The following is a 16,994-nucleotide window of genomic DNA, read 5'->3' as shown; positions in this document are numbered from 1 at the left end:
AATCCTTAAATGGATTGCAATAAGATGTACTTTCTTCCCGCATTATATTTGTAGTATTATTAATTTAAAACACACAATACAATGAATGCAGATCAATTTAAAGGAAAATGGAAACAGATAAAAGGTGATTTTAAAAGCAAATACGGAAAGCTTACCGATGACGAGTATACAGAAGCGGAAGGCGATTTGGATAAACTAGCAGGAAAGATCCAAGAAAAATACGGTAAAACAAAAGCGGAGATTAAAAGCGAAATAGAAAACTGGTAGACTTAAATTATCACCTTAAAAAAGCATCCTTATTACTACAATAAGGATGCTTTTTTTATATAAAATAACGTTATTTGTAAGTAACAAAGAAATATGAAAAATATTAGAGCCTACATAGAAGAAACCATTACTGTAAACGATGCAGATTGGCAGTTGTTTTCTTCTAAACTAATAAAACGTGAATTCAAGAAAAAAGACAAACTTGTTGAGGTTGGTCAAGTAGAGAATTATATCTCTTTTATAGAATCTGGAATTGCTCGTTTTTTAATTCCTAAAGAAGAAAAAGAAAAAGAAATTACCTTTGGTTTTTGTTTTGAAAATGAATTCATTAGTGCTTACGATTCTTTTTTAACACATGAACCTTCTTTATACCAAATTGAAGCATTAACCAATCTTTCTATTTGGAGTATTTCGTATCAAGATCTTCAAGAAGTATATCAAAAAAGCTTTGTTGGTAATGTCATTGGTCGTATGTCTTCCGAACGTTTATTCCTTATAAAATCGAAACGCGAACAATCTCTTTTAAATGAAACTGCCGAAGAGCGTTACCTCAAGCTTTTCACAGAACGACCAAACTTAATTAAAGAGGTTCCTTTAAAATATATCGCTTCTTATATTGGTGTAACCGCACAAGCATTAAGCCGAATTAGAAAACGAATTTCTTAACCTAGGTTCATTGTAATTTCCATAGTATATTCAGACCTTTACATACAAAGTAAACATTATGACTATTCTTATATTTATTGCCATTTTATGGTATACTGGTTTGTTTTTTCAAACCTTCTTTTTACATCGTTATGCAGCACACCAAACCTTTACCATGTCTAAGTTTGCAGAGCGTGTATGCTTTTTTCTAACTTGGCTATTTCAAGGTTCCAATTATTTAAGTGCTTATGGTTACGGAGTTATGCATAGAATGCATCATGCCTATGCAGACACCGAAAAAGATCCGCATTCTCCAAAATATGACGCCAATGTATTTACCATGATGTGGCGTACCAAAAACATCTATCAAGATATCAATCAAAAAAGAATTGCTGTAGCAGATAAGTTTACCAAAAACGTTCCGCAATGGGAATCCTTCGATAAATTTGCAAGCTCCAGAGTATCTCGATTAGTTTGGGTTGTTTTATACACTGCATTTTTTGCTGTATTTGCAACCGCTTGGTGGCAATGGCTATTATTACCAGTAGCCTATTTAATGGCACCCATTCATGGGGTAATTATTAACTGGTTCGCACATATCTATGGCTATAGAAACTTCGAAGTTTCAGATACTTCAAAAAACCTTTTACCTGTCGATTTTTTAATGATGGGAGAAGGCTACCACAATAACCATCATTCGCATAGCGGACGTGCAAATTTTGGGATAAAATGGCACGAAATTGATCCTACCTATTGCATCATGGTTGTACTAGATAAACTACATTTCATTAAATTGAAAAAGGCTACTAGTTAAAAAAACTATTTACTTATTTGATGTCACTTCGAGTGATTTGCGAGGAACGAGCAAATTGTATCGAGAAGCGCAGTGATTTGTGAGGAATGAACAAATTGTATCGAGAAGTTGGGCATTACCTTTTGCCAAAAAAGGCAAAACGTCGGGCTTTCACTACTCGCTCTCTGCGAGGAGCTCAAACAAACCGTTCAATCCCTAATGCAGAAACAAAAAAAGCAACCATTAAAGGTTGCTTTTTTTGTTTCTAAAAACGGTAAGTCTTAAATAATTATTAGTTTTTATAATTCTTCCAAATGTGGTTTTTTATCATATACGGAGTTATTTTTTTCAAAGTGCCATCCGTAATGGGATGTTTTCCAAAACTAGTAAAATACTCTAAATCGCCTTTACTGTTTTTTCCGTACCATAAATTTTCCTTTCCATCTATTTTAAAAAAGGCATAAGTGGAGTCTGGGTTTATTCGTTTAAAATTTTCTAAAACATACATGTCTTTTAAAACGGATTCTAAATCTCCTTTTTCTTCACAAGACACTTTTTCATAATGTGTGTTATCTACCCAAATCATGCAATTTTCTTTTGTGCTATCATAAGTAATATAGCCAATACAAGAAACTATAATTGTAGAACCGATAAGGCTTAACTTTTTATGGAAGCTTACAGATTCCTTTTTATTCGCAGTTTTATTTTGTTTCAAAAAACCTGCAAAATTTTCAAAACCTACATACGAACTAAGCATATCTAGGTTAAAGGCATTCGGCTTGTTTTTTTTACCTTCTTTTTTTAATATATAACTATCATAATATCGTAATAATGTTCTTTCCGTTATTTTTTCATCTATAGCATGGTACAAATATTTTGAAATTGCATAGCCAGTAGTTGCTCCAGAATCTTCCTCTACTTTTTTAAATACTAAGCCCATTAATTTTTCAATTAATTCTTCATTTTTAATTTTATTTTGTTCTATTATTTTCATTTTAAATAACTGGTTAATAGCGGTTTGGTTTTGTGTCAGTATAATGTCAAACAGATGTCATTACGCTGTCACTAATCTTCTTTTAAATCTATCTTTTATTTGCTTCAGAATCGATATATGCCATAGACGTAATATGGTTTACGAAATATATCTAATCTAAAATGGAGTTGTAAAGTAAAATGGTATTGCCATTTAGGAAGTAACAAGAACTGTTTTACTTCTACACTTCAAACTTCCTAAAAAGAGAGACGTCTCTTTAATAATGTCCTGTATTGCTATGCAATAAAGCATCTGAGTAGGATCTCGGACAGCAACAGGTATGTCTAACTTTTAAAGATAACAAAATGAAAAAAATATATGTAATTCTCTTTACGGTTTTCCTCAATGTAGGTTTATTTTCTTGCACACCAACTAGTATGCAAGAGCAGGTACCATCTTCAACAGGAGAATGTTGTGGAGAGGATGGTGATTTAGAACCACCACCACCACCACCACCACCGCCCGAAGGAAAAACAATTAAATCAAGTAATTAACTAAAATTAGTTACTACTTTAGAGGAATGAAATTTTTAAAAAAATCATTCCTCTTTTTTCTTTTTTGTACTATTCTATTCGTGTGTAAAAAGGGATTCTCTCAGCATAAAATGGATAGTACGTTGTATTATGCAAACAAAATTAGTGAAAGCAAATCTTCGGATGCTTTAAAAAAAGCGTATCAATTTTTTAAAAAGGATATGGCAACTTCTTTAAGAATTGGTAGAAAAGATAGGGTAGTTTCTGATTTATTATATATATCGAGAATAGAATTTAAAACGGGGTTTTATAATGAAAGTGAAAGCTCTTCCGTTAAAGCACTATCTATACTTAACGAATTAGAGGAAAGCGATTATAATAAAGGTGTAAGAAAGGTTTTGTATAATCATTTGGGTCAAATATATAAAGAGAAAAAAATCTATTCTGAAGCGATTAAAATGTATAATGAGGCATTGGTTTTAACAGAAAAATCAATAGATAGTTTGGTGATATATAATAATATTTCTAATATTTTAAAAAGCCAAAAACAATTTAAAGAAGCGGAAAAACTATTACTTCAAGCGGTTGAAATGTTTGATCAGGTAAAGGATACCTTGGAAAGAGCTAGAGTTTTAGATAATTTAGGATTAATACAACTTAAACTAGGTAAAAAAGAAGAGTCGTTATCCTATTTAATGCAGGCTTTATCGCTTAAAACCAAAACAAAATCGAATTCAAGTTTGTATGCCAGTTATAAAAATTTAGCACTGTATTTTAGCAGTGAAAAAGACTCCGTAAAAGCTCATAATTATGCTTTGAAAGCTTATAATTTGGCTACTGTAATAAATAGTATATCTTATAAATTAGATGCGGGAAAAAGACTTATTGAATTAGGAGATTATTCTGAAGCGAAAAAGTTTGTATACCTTAATGATAGTTTAAATACCTTAACAAAACTTAGCGAAAATAAATATGCTTTATTAAAATACGATGTTAGTAACATGGAATTAAAATCGCAAAAAGAGAAAACAAAAAAACAGCAATATCGATTTATAGCTTTAATAATCTTCCTTTTAGGAACATTTTTGTTTTTTGTTTTAAAGGCACAACATAAAAAGGATAAAGTATTGCAGGTGTATAAAACGGAAACTAGAATTTCTAAAAAAGTACATGATGAGGTTGCTAATGATATTTATCAAGTTATGACAAAACTACAAGGCAAGATGGATATTAATGAAGATGTATTAGATGATTTAGAAGATATTTATGATAAAACCAGAGACATTTCTAAAGAAAGTAGTGCTGTTAATATGGAGGAGAACTTTGAAGACGGAATTACAGATTTACTCCTTAGTTATAAAAGTAATACTGTAAATGTTTTAACAAAAGGTATTGCTACCATAGAATGGCAATCTTTATCCGCTATTAAAAAGATAGCAATCTATCGCGTGTTACAGGAACTTATGACCAATATGAAAAAGCATAGCCAAGCGAGTATCGTTGTGCTTGTATTTAAAAATGTGAATAATAAAATAAGCATCAATTATAAAGATAATGGTGTAGGCTGTACACTAAAAAAATATAATGGTTTGCAGAATACGGAAAACCGTATGGAAACTATAAATGGAACTATTACTTTTGATTCTAGTACTAATAATGGTTTTAAAGTAAATCTTATAATTTAAAATATGTTTCATAAAGTTTTAGTTTCCGATGACCTTGGAAGCATCAATCAAGGTGTTTTGTCGGTCTTAGATAGCATGTCCATAAATAATGTTCAGCAAGTACAATATTGTGATGATGCGTATTTAAAGATTAAAAAGGCAGTTTTAGATAAGGTTCCTTTTGATTTATTAATAACCGATTTATCTTTTGTGACAGATCATAGAGAGCAACAGTTTCGTTCTGGTGAAGAATTAGTAATCAGATTAAAACAAGAATATCCCGAATTAAAAATAATAGTCTATTCCGTAGAAGATCGTTTACAAAGAGTAAGAAGCTTAATGGGGACACATAAAACCAATGCTTATGTATGTAAAGGAAGAAGAGGTTTAATAGAACTTGGTGAAGCCATAAGCGCAGTAAGTAATAATGAGCAATATGTATCTCTGCAAGTAGCTTCAGCGTTAAGTGCAAAATCCAATTTAGAAATAGAAGATTATGATATCGAGTTAGTAAAGCTACTTTCTAATGGTTTATCACAAGATGAAATAAGTGCACACCTAAAATCTAAAAATATAACACCAAGTAGTTTAAGTTCTATAGAAAAACGTCTTAATAAATTACGCATTCAATTTAAAGCTAACAACGCGATTCACTTAATAGCAATTGTTAAGGATTTAGGATTGATATAAAAATAATATCAGATTGCGGAAAACAGTAATGCGTATGGTAATTCTTTTCTTAAAATTGCGTGCTTATTATTTCAATCAGCATATTAGGGAAATAAAGAGGTAATCAGTAATGGTTACCTTTTTTTTTGTTTACAGTTAGAAAGGATATTATTTTTAGGGAGGTCTTTAGTTTCGTGAAATGGATATTTAAAGAAATACAAAAAGAACTTAAGTTTTTAGAGAAATAGTAGGAAGTAGAATTGAATTTTTTTTACTACATTTAAACTATAATTTAAAAGAAAAATCTAAAAATATATAATCATGGCTAAATCACAAGATTCAAAAAAAAACGTAAAGAAGGAAGCTACATTGACTCCTAAAGAAAAAAAAGCTGCAAAATTAGCAAAAAAGGCAGCTAGAAAATAAGAACTTTAGATAACACATATAAAACCACTTCATTTAGAGTGGTTTTTTTATATAATGCTATTATCTTTATACGGATTAATAAAAAGCACAAAATTTATGGATATTAAACTTGCAGTACTAATAGATGGCGATAATATTCCTTCAGCCTATGTAAAAGAAATGATGGAGGAGATTGCTAAATATGGTAATCCTACCATTAAACGTATTTATGGCGATTGGACCAAACCGCATTTGTCTAAATGGAAAAATGTATTGTTAGAAAATGCCATTACACCAATTCAACAATATGGCTATACAACAGGTAAAAATGCCACAGATTCTGCCATGATTATTGATGCTATGGATGTTTTGTATTCTGGAAAAGTAGATGGATTTTGTTTGGTTTCTAGTGATAGCGATTTTACACGTTTAGCGACAAGATTACGTGAAGCAGGAATGCAAGTATTTGGTATTGGTGAAAAGAAAACGCCAAACCCTTTTATTGTGGCTTGTGATAAATTCATATATATAGAAATTCTTAAAAACCAATCTGAAGAAAGTGAATCGGAATCGTCTAGCGAAAAGTCTGCTAGTAAAGAAAATAAATACGATAAAATAACACAAAAAGAGATCAAGTTTATAGCTGCAACTATAGATGATGTTGCAGACGATGATGGTTGGGCTTTTCTTGGTGACGTTGGTAGTTTGCTACAAAAGAAACAACCTAATTTTGATTCTAGAAATTACGGATTTCAAAAATTAACGCCTTTAATTAAATCGATTAGCAACTTTGAAATAGAAAGACGCGAAGATGCAAGAGGACGTTCGAAACTTATTTATGTGAAGATTAAAGAGGAAAAACCTAAAGGAGGAAAACCTAAAAATGTATTAGTGAAAAGTAAAGAAATAAAATCGAAAAGATAGAAAAGACGTAAGTGATGAGTGAAAAGTAAAAAGGTAAGGTCATTGCGAGCTTTACGAGGTAACCAAGTAAACCTGAAGCTATCTCATTAATGCATATAGCCGTTGTAATTTCTTTTTTAGAATTTGAAGCAAGAGGAGTTAACAAAAGTGCTTCGCCTTTTTCTACAAACCATCCGTTTTTTGTTAAAACAAAAACCACCTTCCTTTAGCTAAAGGAAGGAACTACAAAACGAGTATGTTTTTTATTAAATTAGAAGCTGTAAATATATCTTGAGGTTTAATACTACTTGAAATCCATGCAAAGCATGGAAACACCAAGACGAAGAATAAAAGAAGAAAAGTTCCGAAAACAGGAGAACACTATTCGACGCGGAATTTTCAAATTGGTTTTTCAGTTTCTTAACTGAAAAAATTCCTTGGCTTGGTCGTGATTTTTTGGTTCGTTTTTCATCAAGGAAAAATGAATGTTAAGAAAAAAACAGATCACAAAGTGCTTCGCCTTTTTCTACAAACCATCCGTTTTTTGTTAAAACAAAAACCACCTTCCTTTAGCTAAGGGAAGGAGCTCTAAAACGAGTATGTTTTTTATTAAATTAGAAGCTGTAAATATATCTTGAGGTTTAATACTACTTGAAATCCATGCAAAGCATGGAAACACCAAGACGAAGAATAAAAGAAGAAAAGTTCCGAAAACAGGAGAACACCGTTCGACGCGGAATTTTCAAATTGGTTTTTCAGTTTCTTAACTGAAAAAAATCCTTGGCTTGGTCGTGATTTTTTGGTTCGTTTTTCATCAAGGAAAAATGAATGTTAAGAAAAAAATAGATCACAAAGTGCTTCGCCTTTTTCTACAAACCATCTGATTTTGTTGCAACATAAACCACCTTCCTTTAGCTAAGGGAAGGAGCTTTAAAACGAGTATGTTTTTTATTAAATTAGAAGCTGTAAATATATCTTGAGGTTTAATACTACTTGAAATCCATGCAAAGCATGGAAACACCAAGACGAAGAATAAAAGAAGAAAAGTTCCGAAAACAGGAGAACACCATTCGACTCGGAATTTTCAAATTGGTTTTTCAGTTTCTTAACTGAAAAAATTCCTTGGCTTGGTCGTGATTTTTTGGTTCGTTTTTCATCAAGGAAAAATGAATGTTAAGAAAAAAACAGATCATAAAGTGCTTCTCCTTTTTCTACAAACCATCCGGTTTTAGTTAAAACAAACAAATCACCTTCCTTTGGCTAAGGGAAGGAGTTCCAAAACGAGTATGTTTTTTATTAAATTAGAAGCTGTAAATATATCTTGAGGTTTAATACTACTTGAAATCCATGCAAAGCATGGAAACACCAAGACGAAGAATAAAAGAAGAAAAGTTCCGAAAACAGGAGAACACCATTCGACGCGGAATTTTCAAATTGGTTTTTCAGTTTCTTAACTGAAAAAATTCCTTGGCTTGGTCGTGATTTTTTGGTTCGTTTTTCATCAAGGAAAAATGAATGTTAAGAAAAAAACAGATCACAAAGTGCTTCGCCTTTTTCTACAAACCATCTGATTTTGTTGCAACATAAACCACCTTCCTTTAGCTAAGGGAAGGAGCTCTAAAACGAGTATGTTTTTTATTAAATTAGAAGCTGTAAATATATCTTGAGGTTTAATACTACTTGAAATCCATGCAAAGCATGGAAACACCAAGACGAAGAATAAAAGAAGAAAAGTTCCGAAAACAGGAGAACAATATTCGACGCGGAATTTTCAAATTGGTTTTTCAGTTTCTTAACTGAAAAAATTCCTTGGCTTGGTCGTGATTTTTTGGTTCGTTTTTCATCAAGGAAAAATGAATGTTAAGAAAAAAACAGATCATAAAGTGCTTCTCCTTTTTCTACAAACCATCCGGTTTTAGTTAAAACAAACAAATCACCTTCCTTTAGCTAAGGGAAGGTGCGCCAAAACGAAATTCTTTTTTTTAGAATTTTGTATCGGTAATTTTTGAGTTAGATTGCTTCTCGATACCATTTGTTCATCCTTCACAAATCACTCGAAGTGACAAAAAGAAGTGTATAATATTTATCAATTTGAGTTGAATTATTTCTTGTCAGTTCGAGTGAAATTCTTTTTTTTAGAATTTTGTATCGAGAACTAAGACACGACTTCTAAAAATCACTTAACCTCAAATCTCTATTTTTCTTCTTTTTTAATAAAGCAGCAAACTTTAAAAATAAAACAGCAGTTAAATACGCGTCACCAGAAGCAGTATGCCTATCATGCATCGTAATATTAAAAGTATTGCAAAGTTGATCTAAACTATAATGTGTATGGTCTTTTACGTATTTCGTTTTTTTGTAAAGTAGCCCTGTATCTACTAGTTTATTTTTAAGTTTTGGTAAATCCATTCGTTTTAAAGCTTGGTTAATCATAGTCACATCAAAAGCGATATGGTGTGCTACCAAAACAGCACCTTCAATATGTTTTAAGAATAACTTTATGGCTTCCGTTTCTTCTATTTTACGAATAGATCCTGCTTTTAAAATACCATGAATTTTTACCGTATCCGCATTAAAATGTTCTTGTTGCACATAGCATTCCAAGCTATCGGAAACGTTTATACTGAAGTTTTGTATGGTTACTGTTCCAATAGATAAAATAAGATCTTCGTTTGGATTTAACCCTGTAGTTTCGGTATCAAAAACAACAAATCGTGTAGTTTCTAAAGGGTTGTTTTTGCCTTTAAAACTTTCCGCGTAAGCGTTATAAAAGTCTGGATATGTTTTGCGTTTAAACCAATTCATTTATAATAATTGAGAGAGTTTAAAACGGACTTTCAATAAATCTTGAATATCCTTTATGGGTTTAAAACAACCTTTAAGTTTTAGTCTGTCGGCTTTGCTCAGGCTATTCAAATCTATAAATCTCCCAGAATCGTTATTTTTCAAACCTTGTTGTGTTCTAAAGCGCAATAAAATGCGAAAAGCACTAATACAAGATTCGTATAAATCTTTGGTTTGCGGTTCTATCTCGGCAAGTTTTTTAAAACGTTCAATTGTACTGTTGACGTCTTTTGTGTTATGCGATAAAACGAGCAGTCGTGCAGCATCTACAAGTGGCATAATAGCACGTGCTTTAATATCAAACTGATCTTTATGTTCGCCAGAATCTTCTACTAAAAAATTTCTAAAAAAGCTTAAAGGTGCTGGGTTCTTTAGAGCATCACGACCCATGAAATTTAAGAAAATTTCATAGCTGTCAATAGCTTCAAAAATACTCGTGGACATCTCATTCACCAGGTCATGATTTCCATATACCAAATCGTAGTCAAAAAAGATATTGCAAAGCATGATTTTATCTTGGTCTGGATGGGTAATCCAATTTTTAAATTGGGCTTTCCATTCGGTAACCGATAAACACCATTTGGGATTACTAGCCATCATATTGGCTGGACAAAGTTCAAAACCAACCGTATTTAGCTTATTGTTAATCCCTTTTGCTAATTTTAAAAAATAGGAAGTGGTTGCTTCTTTTTTATCTTCGGAAACATCTTCAAATACTAGCGCATTGTCTTGATCTGTTAGTAATAATTGCTCTTTTCTACCTTGGCTACCAATAGCCAGCCAAGCAAAAGTTACAGGAGGTTCTTCTTGTATTTCGGTAATACTTAATAGAATAATACGTTTTGTAATGGCATCGTTAATTGCTGAAATAATATTAGCGATAAACGAAATAGGTATATGCTGTTCAATATAATTTTTAAGTAGTTCTTGTGCTTTTTCTCTTATGAATTTTAAAGATTCGGCTGAGGTTGCACGCTTGATTTCTTTAATTAATACGGAAGGATTATTGCCATGCATTACAATAATATCATGCTCAGATAAAATGCCAATCAATTCCGAATTTGGCGTGCCATCTGTAGTAATACATAAATGAGAAATTTCATTTTTTAGCATGGCTATTTGAGCCTCGGCAACGGTTATGGTTGGCGGAAACGTAATCACAGGAGCCGACATAATACTTTCTACTTCTTCGCTTATAGTGTGTAATCCTGTTGCTATTTTATTACGTAAATCTTTGTCGGTAATAATACCTATTGGCTGCTTGTTTTCGGTAATAATAATCGAACCTACTTTGCGTGCACTCATCACTAAACAAGCTTCTTTTATAATAGTATGTGCTTGGCAAACAATTGGGTTTTTAGAGAAGTTTGCAGATTGTACTTCGGTAAAACTATTGGTATTGGGTTGTAAAAAACTTTCGTTAGCAAATAGGGTTCCTTTGTCTTCTTCCGAATACGGATTGCGGGTATTAGTAGCAAAACTGGCAATTAAAAACTGATTCGCTTTTGGGTTGGTAATAATAATATCTTCTAAAACTTTAGAAGACATACTGTATACAATACTTTCTTCAATGGCTTTGGCATCTAGCAAATATTGATCTTTCCGAATTAAAGCACGCAGGCCAAAAATATCGCCTTCATCACATTCATCTACCAAGCTATTTCCTCTATAAATACCAATAGCGCCATCTTTTACCACGTAAAACGAATCGTGTAAATCTTCATTTTGCTTAAAAATATAGTTGTCTTTTTCTATATAATGCACTTTAACTTGGGTGGCAATATTAAATAATTGCTCATGCGTCAAGGCATCAAAAGGAGGAAAGCCTTTTAAGAAATCTAAAATACGTTCTGCAATAGTATTCTTCATGCTACTAAGTTATAGAAAAAGAAGCGGTAATATTCTGATAATTATCATATTGTTGCTAAAATACTATAGTTATTAAATGAGGATTTATTTCTTTAACTTAGTATTCTAAATCCTTCCGTTTTATGAAAATCAAAATAATAGTACTAGTCGTATTAAGTGTATGCTGTTTGAACTGTAAAAAAGAGCATACACAAGAACATGCTGGACATTTAGAATACGAAGCAACAAATAGTTCCGCTGAAAACTATCTAGTACCTCAAAAGGACGATCAATTTTTAGGCGGCATTAAAATGATTCCGATTACAACACCAAAAGGGGAATTTAAAGTATGGACTAAGCGTGTTGGTAATAATCCGACCATGAAAGTGCTTTTATTACATGGCGGACCAGGAATGACACATGAGATTTATGAATGCTTTGATGGTTACTTTCCGCAGGAAAATATAGAATACTATTATTACGACCAACTAGGATCGTATTACAGTGATCAACCAAAAGATTTAAGCCTTTGGGATTCAGATCGTTTTGTGGAAGAAGTAGAGCAAGTACGAATTGCTTTAGGTTTAGATAAAGACAATTTTTATTTATACGGACAATCTTGGGGAGGAATTCTTGGGATGCAATATGCTTTGAAATACCAAGAAAATTTAAAAGGATTAATTATTTCGAATATGGTGGCTTCTATTCCAGAATATCAAAAATATAGTGACGAAGTACTTGCTCCAAAAATGGATCCAGAAGTTTTAAAAGAGATTATGAGTTATGAAGACAAAGAAGATTATACCAATCCGCGGTACATGGAATTGATTGTCAATAATTACTATACAGAACACGTGATTCGAATGCCTGTTTCCGAGTGGCCAGAACCAATAAATAGAGGCTTTAAGCATTTAAATCCGGAGGTATATGTGACTATGCAAGGACCAAGTGAATTCGGAATAAAAGGAGATGCAACCCTGAAAAATTGGGATGTTACCGATCGATTGAAAGAAATTAAAATTCCAACATTAACTATTGGTGCAACGCATGATACTATGGATCCAGAACACATGAAATGGATAAGTACTGAAGTACAAAACGGACGCTTTTTACTTTGCCCTAACGGAAGTCATCTTTCGCAATTTGATGATCAGAAAGTATTTTTTAAAGGACTGATTGATTTTATTAAAGATGTGGATTCGGGGAGTTTTTAAGGAATAAAGACTTTTGTCAGTTCGAGTGTTTCGACGAAAGGAGAAATGTATCGAGAACAGGTTTGTGTTTATAGATGCTTCTCGATACAGTGCTTCATGCCTTAGCATCACTCGATGTGACAGCAAGGTTTAATTTGTGTTTTAAGTTTGAGGGAATTTTTTTGGAATTTGAAGAAAGCCGAGTTTATAAAAGAGCTTCGCCTTTCTCTGCAAACCATCCGATTTTTGTTACAACAAAAACCACCTTCCTTTAACTAAAGGAAGGAGCCATAAACGAATATGTTTGTAATTGTAATGACGCTGTAAATACATCTTAGAATTTGATGCTACTTGAAATTCGGACAACGTCGGAATCAACGATTTTAAGAAATAATGAGCAATTCTTAATGTTTTAAGTTAAAATCAAGAATTGAAAATATATACACCAAAAAAGGATGATTATTAATGTATCAGCGAATGGTACTTTAGTAATTTCCTACTTTTGATACTGATTTCCTGCCTGCCGACAGGCAGGTTTGGTTCGTTTTGTATCAAGGCAAAATAAACGTAAAGAAAAAAGAAAAGTTTTATTAAAAGAGCTTCGCCTTTCTCTACAAACCATCCGATTTTTGTTACAACAAAAACCACCTTCCTTTAACTAAAGGAAGGAGCCATAAACGAATATGTTTGTAATTGTAATGACGCTGTAAATACATCTTAGAATTTGATGCTACTTGAAATTCGGACAACATCGGAATGAACGATTTTAAGAAATAATGAGCAATTGTTAAAGTTTTAAGTTAAAATCAAGGATTGAAAATATATACACCAAAAAAGGATGATTATTAATGTAGCAGCGAATGGTACTTTAGTAATTTCCTACTTTTGATACTGATTTCCTGCCTGCCGACAGGCAGGTTTGGTTCGTTTTGTATCAAGACAAAATGAACGTAAAGAAAAAAGAAAAGTTTTATTAAAAGAGCTTCGCCTTTCTCTGCAAACCATCCGATTTTTGTTACAACAAAAACCACCTTCCTTTAGTTAAAGGAAGGAGCGCGTAAACGAGTATGTTTTTTTTGAAAATGGTGTTGAGAACAGCTAAATGTAATTAAGCATCCACCAAACTTCGCGAATGCAAAACACGCATACGAATAAAAATAAAGAAAGAAAGGGTTCCAAAAACGGTGAAACCTATAAATAGCGGTAAGGCAGTATCTTTAACAAAGCTTCCAATAAAATTAGCAATTGGCACAGCCATTAATGTCGATACAAATCCTGTAATTGCTGCCCCAATTCCTGCAATATGGCCAATAGGTTCCATGGCTATAGCTCTTAAGTTTCCAAAAATAAAGCCAATAGTAAAAAACTGAACCGCCATAAATAAGAGAATTATTGCTAAGGGTGGGTTTGCAGAATTCCAAAAAAGAAGCACATATATGAACGCATTTACACTAAATAGTATAATTGCTAAATAAGACAAACGCCACATACCTATTCGCATAACAAAACTACCATTTAAAAAAGTAGATAAACCAACACCGGCAGCTAAGCCAGCAAAAATGTATGGGAACTCATCAATCAAACCATATTGGTTTTCAAAAATGATTTGGGATGCGCTTAAATACACAATAAAAGCCCCAGAAATAAGACCAGAAATAACGGTAAATCCCATGGTTTCTTTGTGTTTTATTAATTCCTTTAAACCATCCAGAAAAACATGCTTGGTAAACTTAATTTTATATTCTGGTTTTAGGGTTTCTGGTTGTCTTTTCCAAAACCAAATACTGACTAATAAAGCCATGACTAATTGTACATAAAAAATGCCTTTCCAATTATAATGGTTTAAAATAAATTTCCCCATTACAGGAGCAATAACAGGAACTAAAATAAAAAAGGTAGTTACAAAAGACATGATTTTTGCCATGTAATCGCCTTTATACATATCCCTAATAACAGCAATGGCAATGGTTCTTGGTGCTGCTAAGCCAATACCTTGTAAAATTCTTCCAGCAACCATCCATTCTAGGGAAGGAGCGAGCACACAAATAACACTAGCAACAGCAAAAACAGAAAACCCAATATATACAATTGGTTTTCTTCCAAAACTATCGGACAATGGTCCAAATAATAATTGACCAAAACCTAAACCAAGAAAAATCATGGTAATTAGCAATTGGTTGTTGTTGGTATCCAGACTGTTAATTGAAATCCCGATTGCCGACATTGCAGGTAAAATAGCATCAATAGCTAAAGCAACAATAGACATTAAGGAAGCCATTAAGGCTATAAATTCAAATTTTACAGTTTGTTTTTTTTGCATTTGGCAAAAGTACGTTAAAAGTTAACATTACATCTTTCTTTTTTTGAATTAACAAAACATTAATTTATTAGGAGAAACAGATTGTTTTTTCAGCGTATCTTCGCATAATAAATTTAATAAAATGCAGCATTTAAAATCTTCGGATAATAAAGATAAAACAAAACCAAAAGTAACTATGGTTAAGGCCTTTAAGACCATTATTTGGCCAAGACGTAAATTGGTATTCATTGGTTTGATCCTAATCATCATTAAAAGTATTTCTGGGTTAATATTGCCTTGGCAAAGTAAAGTATTGCTTGATGACGTTGTGCCATCTAAAGATCCTAGTCAGTTATACACTTTAATAGGTATTGTATTACTTGCAATTTTAGTCCAAGCAGTTACTTCTTATTTATTGACAAAAATATTGAGTGTTCAGGCACAATACTTAATTTCAGAGTTACGAGCACAAGTACAAAAAAAGGTGCTATCGCTTCCTATTAGCTTTTTTGATAATACAAAATCTGGTGCATTAGTTTCTAGAATAATGACCGATGTAGAAGGTGTTAGAAATCTTATTGGTACAGGTTTAGTGCAATTAGTTGGAGGAACATTTACTGCAGTAGTATCTCTAATTATTTTAATTAAACTAAATGCTTGGATGACACTTTTTGTATTCATTCCATTATCTATTTTCGGAATAATCGCATTAAAAGCATTTAAATATATAAGACCCATTTTTAGAACTAGAGGTAAAATTAATGCAGAGGTTACAGGTCGATTAACCGAAACTTTAGCTGGAGTTCGTGTCATTAAAGCGTTTAATGCCGAAGAACAAGAAAATCTAGCTTTTGAAAAAGGAGTAGATCGATTGTTTCAAAATGTAAAAAAGAGTTTAACCGCTACTGCTTTAATGACTAGTTCATCTACTTTTTTAATAGGAGTTGCAACTACTGGAATCATGGGAATTGGTGGCTATTATATGATTATTGGCGAAATGACTACGGGAGATTTTCTATTCTTCACTTTAGTTTTAGGATTTATGATTGCTCCAATTATTCAAATGAGTAATATTGGAAGTCAGTTAACCGAAGCATTAGCAGGATTAGATAGAACGGAAGAATTGATGAATATGGCTGCGGAAGAGGATGATGCCAATCGTACTGAAGAATTGCAAGATTTTAAAGGAGAAATAGAATTTAAGGATGTTTCTTTTGCATACGAAGAAGGAAAGTCTGTGCTTCATGATATTAGTTTTAAAGCACCTTCGGGTTCTGTGATTGCTTTGGTTGGTAGTTCGGGATCCGGAAAATCTACTATTGCAGGATTATCTGCTACCTTTTTAAATCCGGAATCGGGTCAAATAACCATCGATGGTAAAGATTTATCTAAAGTAAAATTAAATAGCTTCCGAAGACATTTAGGAGTTGTGTTGCAAGATGAGTTTTTGTTTGAAGGAACCATTAGAGAAAATATTATGTTTCCTAGACCAAATGCTTCCGAAGAACAATTACAAGCAGCAGTTAAAGCAGCTTATGTGAATGAGTTTACGGATCGTTTTGATGATGGTTTAGAAACACTGATTGGCGAAAGAGGTGTGAAGCTGTCTGGCGGACAAAGACAACGTATTGCAATAGCTAGAGCAATTCTTGCAGATCCAAAAGTGATTATTTTAGACGAAGCGACTTCTAATTTAGATACCGAAAGTGAAGCGTTAATTCAGAAATCTTTAGCGCAATTAACTAAAAATAGAACAACAATTGTGATTGCGCACCGATTAAGTACGATTCGTAAAGCAGATCAAATTTTGGTAATTGAAAATGGGAAAATTGCAGAGCGAGGAAATCATGATACCTTAATTGCATCCAAAGGTAGATACTTTGACTTGTATACCTATCAAGCTAAAATTTAACAAACGCATGAATTAAAATATGTATTTTTGTTTTGTAAATTAGTAT

Annotated in this window: 13 protein-coding genes; 9 read left to right on the top strand and 4 right to left on the bottom strand. The window is 32.4% G+C overall.

Translation table 11 applies throughout. The features are described from left to right. Positions 1 to 81: 81 nt before the first annotated feature. From FG167_RS15600 to FG167_RS15590, 3 genes are all read left to right on the top strand, one after another. On the top strand, positions 82 to 267 hold the full coding sequence (locus tag FG167_RS15600) for a CsbD family protein (protein WP_055443241.1): 186 nt from the start codon (positions 82 to 84) through the stop codon (positions 265 to 267). Positions 268 to 360: 93 nt separating this feature from the next. After that, the gene (locus FG167_RS15595) at positions 361 to 933 is read left to right on the top strand and encodes a Crp/Fnr family transcriptional regulator (protein WP_203459140.1); all 573 of its coding nucleotides are present in this window, start codon (positions 361 to 363) and stop codon (positions 931 to 933) included. 58 nt (positions 934 to 991) lie between these two features. Further along, positions 992 to 1,726 carry an acyl-CoA desaturase gene (locus FG167_RS15590; protein WP_203459139.1) on the top strand — a complete coding sequence of 245 codons (735 nt, stop codon included), beginning with the start codon at positions 992 to 994 and terminating at the stop codon, positions 1,724 to 1,726. Between the two features lie 271 nt (positions 1,727 to 1,997). On the opposite strand, the gene FG167_RS15585 is transcribed toward FG167_RS15590, so the two are convergent. After that, complete coding sequence (locus tag FG167_RS15585; RefSeq protein WP_203459138.1) at positions 1,998 to 2,699, bottom strand: hypothetical protein; 702 nt, start codon at positions 2,697 to 2,699, stop codon at positions 1,998 to 2,000. A gap of 344 nt (positions 2,700 to 3,043) precedes the next feature. Here FG167_RS15585 and FG167_RS15580 point away from each other — a divergent pair, with 344 nt between their 5' ends. From FG167_RS15580 to FG167_RS15565, 4 genes are all read left to right on the top strand, one after another. Next, positions 3,044 to 3,232, top strand: a complete 189-nt coding sequence (locus FG167_RS15580) for a hypothetical protein (protein WP_203459137.1) — start codon at positions 3,044 to 3,046, stop codon at positions 3,230 to 3,232. A gap of 110 nt (positions 3,233 to 3,342) precedes the next feature. Then, positions 3,343 to 4,896 carry a tetratricopeptide repeat protein gene (locus FG167_RS15575; protein WP_203459136.1) on the top strand — a complete coding sequence of 518 codons (1,554 nt, stop codon included), beginning with the start codon at positions 3,343 to 3,345 and terminating at the stop codon, positions 4,894 to 4,896. 3 nt (positions 4,897 to 4,899) lie between these two features. Then, positions 4,900 to 5,565, top strand: coding sequence for a response regulator transcription factor (locus FG167_RS15570; protein WP_203459135.1), 666 nt, complete (start codon positions 4,900 to 4,902; stop codon positions 5,563 to 5,565). 501 nt (positions 5,566 to 6,066) lie between these two features. Further along, the gene (locus FG167_RS15565; RefSeq protein WP_203459134.1) at positions 6,067 to 6,873 is read left to right on the top strand and encodes an NYN domain-containing protein; all 807 of its coding nucleotides are present in this window, start codon (positions 6,067 to 6,069) and stop codon (positions 6,871 to 6,873) included. Positions 6,874 to 9,021: 2,148 nt separating this feature from the next. Here the strand turns inward: FG167_RS15565 and FG167_RS15560 are convergent. Together FG167_RS15560 and FG167_RS15555 are read right to left on the bottom strand one after the other, a co-directional pair. Beyond that, positions 9,022 to 9,657 (bottom strand): PolC-type DNA polymerase III, encoded by a 636-nt coding sequence (locus FG167_RS15560; protein WP_203459133.1) that lies wholly within the window; start codon positions 9,655 to 9,657, stop codon positions 9,022 to 9,024. Then, positions 9,658 to 11,565 carry a DUF294 nucleotidyltransferase-like domain-containing protein gene (locus FG167_RS15555; RefSeq protein WP_203459132.1) on the bottom strand — a complete coding sequence of 636 codons (1,908 nt, stop codon included), beginning with the start codon at positions 11,563 to 11,565 and terminating at the stop codon, positions 9,658 to 9,660. It lies immediately after the preceding gene. A gap of 122 nt (positions 11,566 to 11,687) precedes the next feature. On the opposite strand from FG167_RS15555, the gene FG167_RS15550 reads away from it, so the two are divergent. Then, entirely contained in the window at positions 11,688 to 12,758 is a 1,071-nt protein-coding gene (locus tag FG167_RS15550) for a proline iminopeptidase-family hydrolase (protein ID WP_203459131.1), read from the top strand. Positions 12,759 to 13,845: 1,087 nt separating this feature from the next. Here FG167_RS15550 and FG167_RS15545 read toward each other — a convergent pair. Further along, on the bottom strand, positions 13,846 to 15,057 hold the full coding sequence (locus tag FG167_RS15545) for a multidrug effflux MFS transporter (protein ID WP_203459130.1): 1,212 nt from the start codon (positions 15,055 to 15,057) through the stop codon (positions 13,846 to 13,848). A 121-nt stretch (positions 15,058 to 15,178) separates the two neighbouring features. On the opposite strand from FG167_RS15545, the gene FG167_RS15540 reads away from it, so the two are divergent. Further along, positions 15,179 to 16,948, top strand: a complete 1,770-nt coding sequence (locus FG167_RS15540; RefSeq protein WP_203459129.1) for an ABC transporter ATP-binding protein — start codon at positions 15,179 to 15,181, stop codon at positions 16,946 to 16,948. The last annotated feature ends 46 nt before the right edge of the window (positions 16,949 to 16,994 follow it).

It is taken from the genome of Lacinutrix sp. WUR7, assembly GCF_016864015.1.
Lineage (GTDB): Bacteria > Bacteroidota > Bacteroidia > Flavobacteriales > Flavobacteriaceae > Oceanihabitans.
The sequence above is the reverse complement of the archived record's forward strand: the minus strand, read 5'-3'. Positions and strand labels throughout refer to the sequence as shown.

Bases quoted from the DNA above. Each gene is read 5' to 3' on its own strand.
- FG167_RS15575 (WP_203459136.1), top strand. From the start codon at position 3,343: ATGGATAGTACGTTGTATTATGCAAACAAAATTAGTGAAAGCAAATCT.
- FG167_RS15540 (WP_203459129.1), top strand. From the start codon at position 15,179: ATGCAGCATTTAAAATCTTCGGATAATAAAGATAAAACAAAACCAAAA.
- FG167_RS15590 (WP_203459139.1), top strand. From the start codon at position 992: ATGACTATTCTTATATTTATTGCCATTTTATGGTATACTGGTTTGTTT.
- FG167_RS15600 (WP_055443241.1), top strand. From the start codon at position 82: ATGAATGCAGATCAATTTAAAGGAAAATGGAAACAGATAAAAGGTGAT.
- FG167_RS15565 (WP_203459134.1), top strand. From the start codon at position 6,067: ATGGATATTAAACTTGCAGTACTAATAGATGGCGATAATATTCCTTCA.
- FG167_RS15555 (WP_203459132.1), bottom strand. From the start codon at position 11,565: ATGAAGAATACTATTGCAGAACGTATTTTAGATTTCTTAAAAGGCTTT.
- FG167_RS15580 (WP_203459137.1), top strand. From the start codon at position 3,044: ATGAAAAAAATATATGTAATTCTCTTTACGGTTTTCCTCAATGTAGGT.
- FG167_RS15585 (WP_203459138.1), bottom strand. From the start codon at position 2,699: ATGAAAATAATAGAACAAAATAAAATTAAAAATGAAGAATTAATTGAA.
- FG167_RS15545 (WP_203459130.1), bottom strand. From the start codon at position 15,057: ATGCAAAAAAAACAAACTGTAAAATTTGAATTTATAGCCTTAATGGCT.
- FG167_RS15595 (WP_203459140.1), top strand. From the start codon at position 361: ATGAAAAATATTAGAGCCTACATAGAAGAAACCATTACTGTAAACGAT.
- FG167_RS15560 (WP_203459133.1), bottom strand. From the start codon at position 9,657: ATGAATTGGTTTAAACGCAAAACATATCCAGACTTTTATAACGCTTAC.
- FG167_RS15550 (WP_203459131.1), top strand. From the start codon at position 11,688: ATGAAAATCAAAATAATAGTACTAGTCGTATTAAGTGTATGCTGTTTG.
- FG167_RS15570 (WP_203459135.1), top strand. From the start codon at position 4,900: ATGTTTCATAAAGTTTTAGTTTCCGATGACCTTGGAAGCATCAATCAA.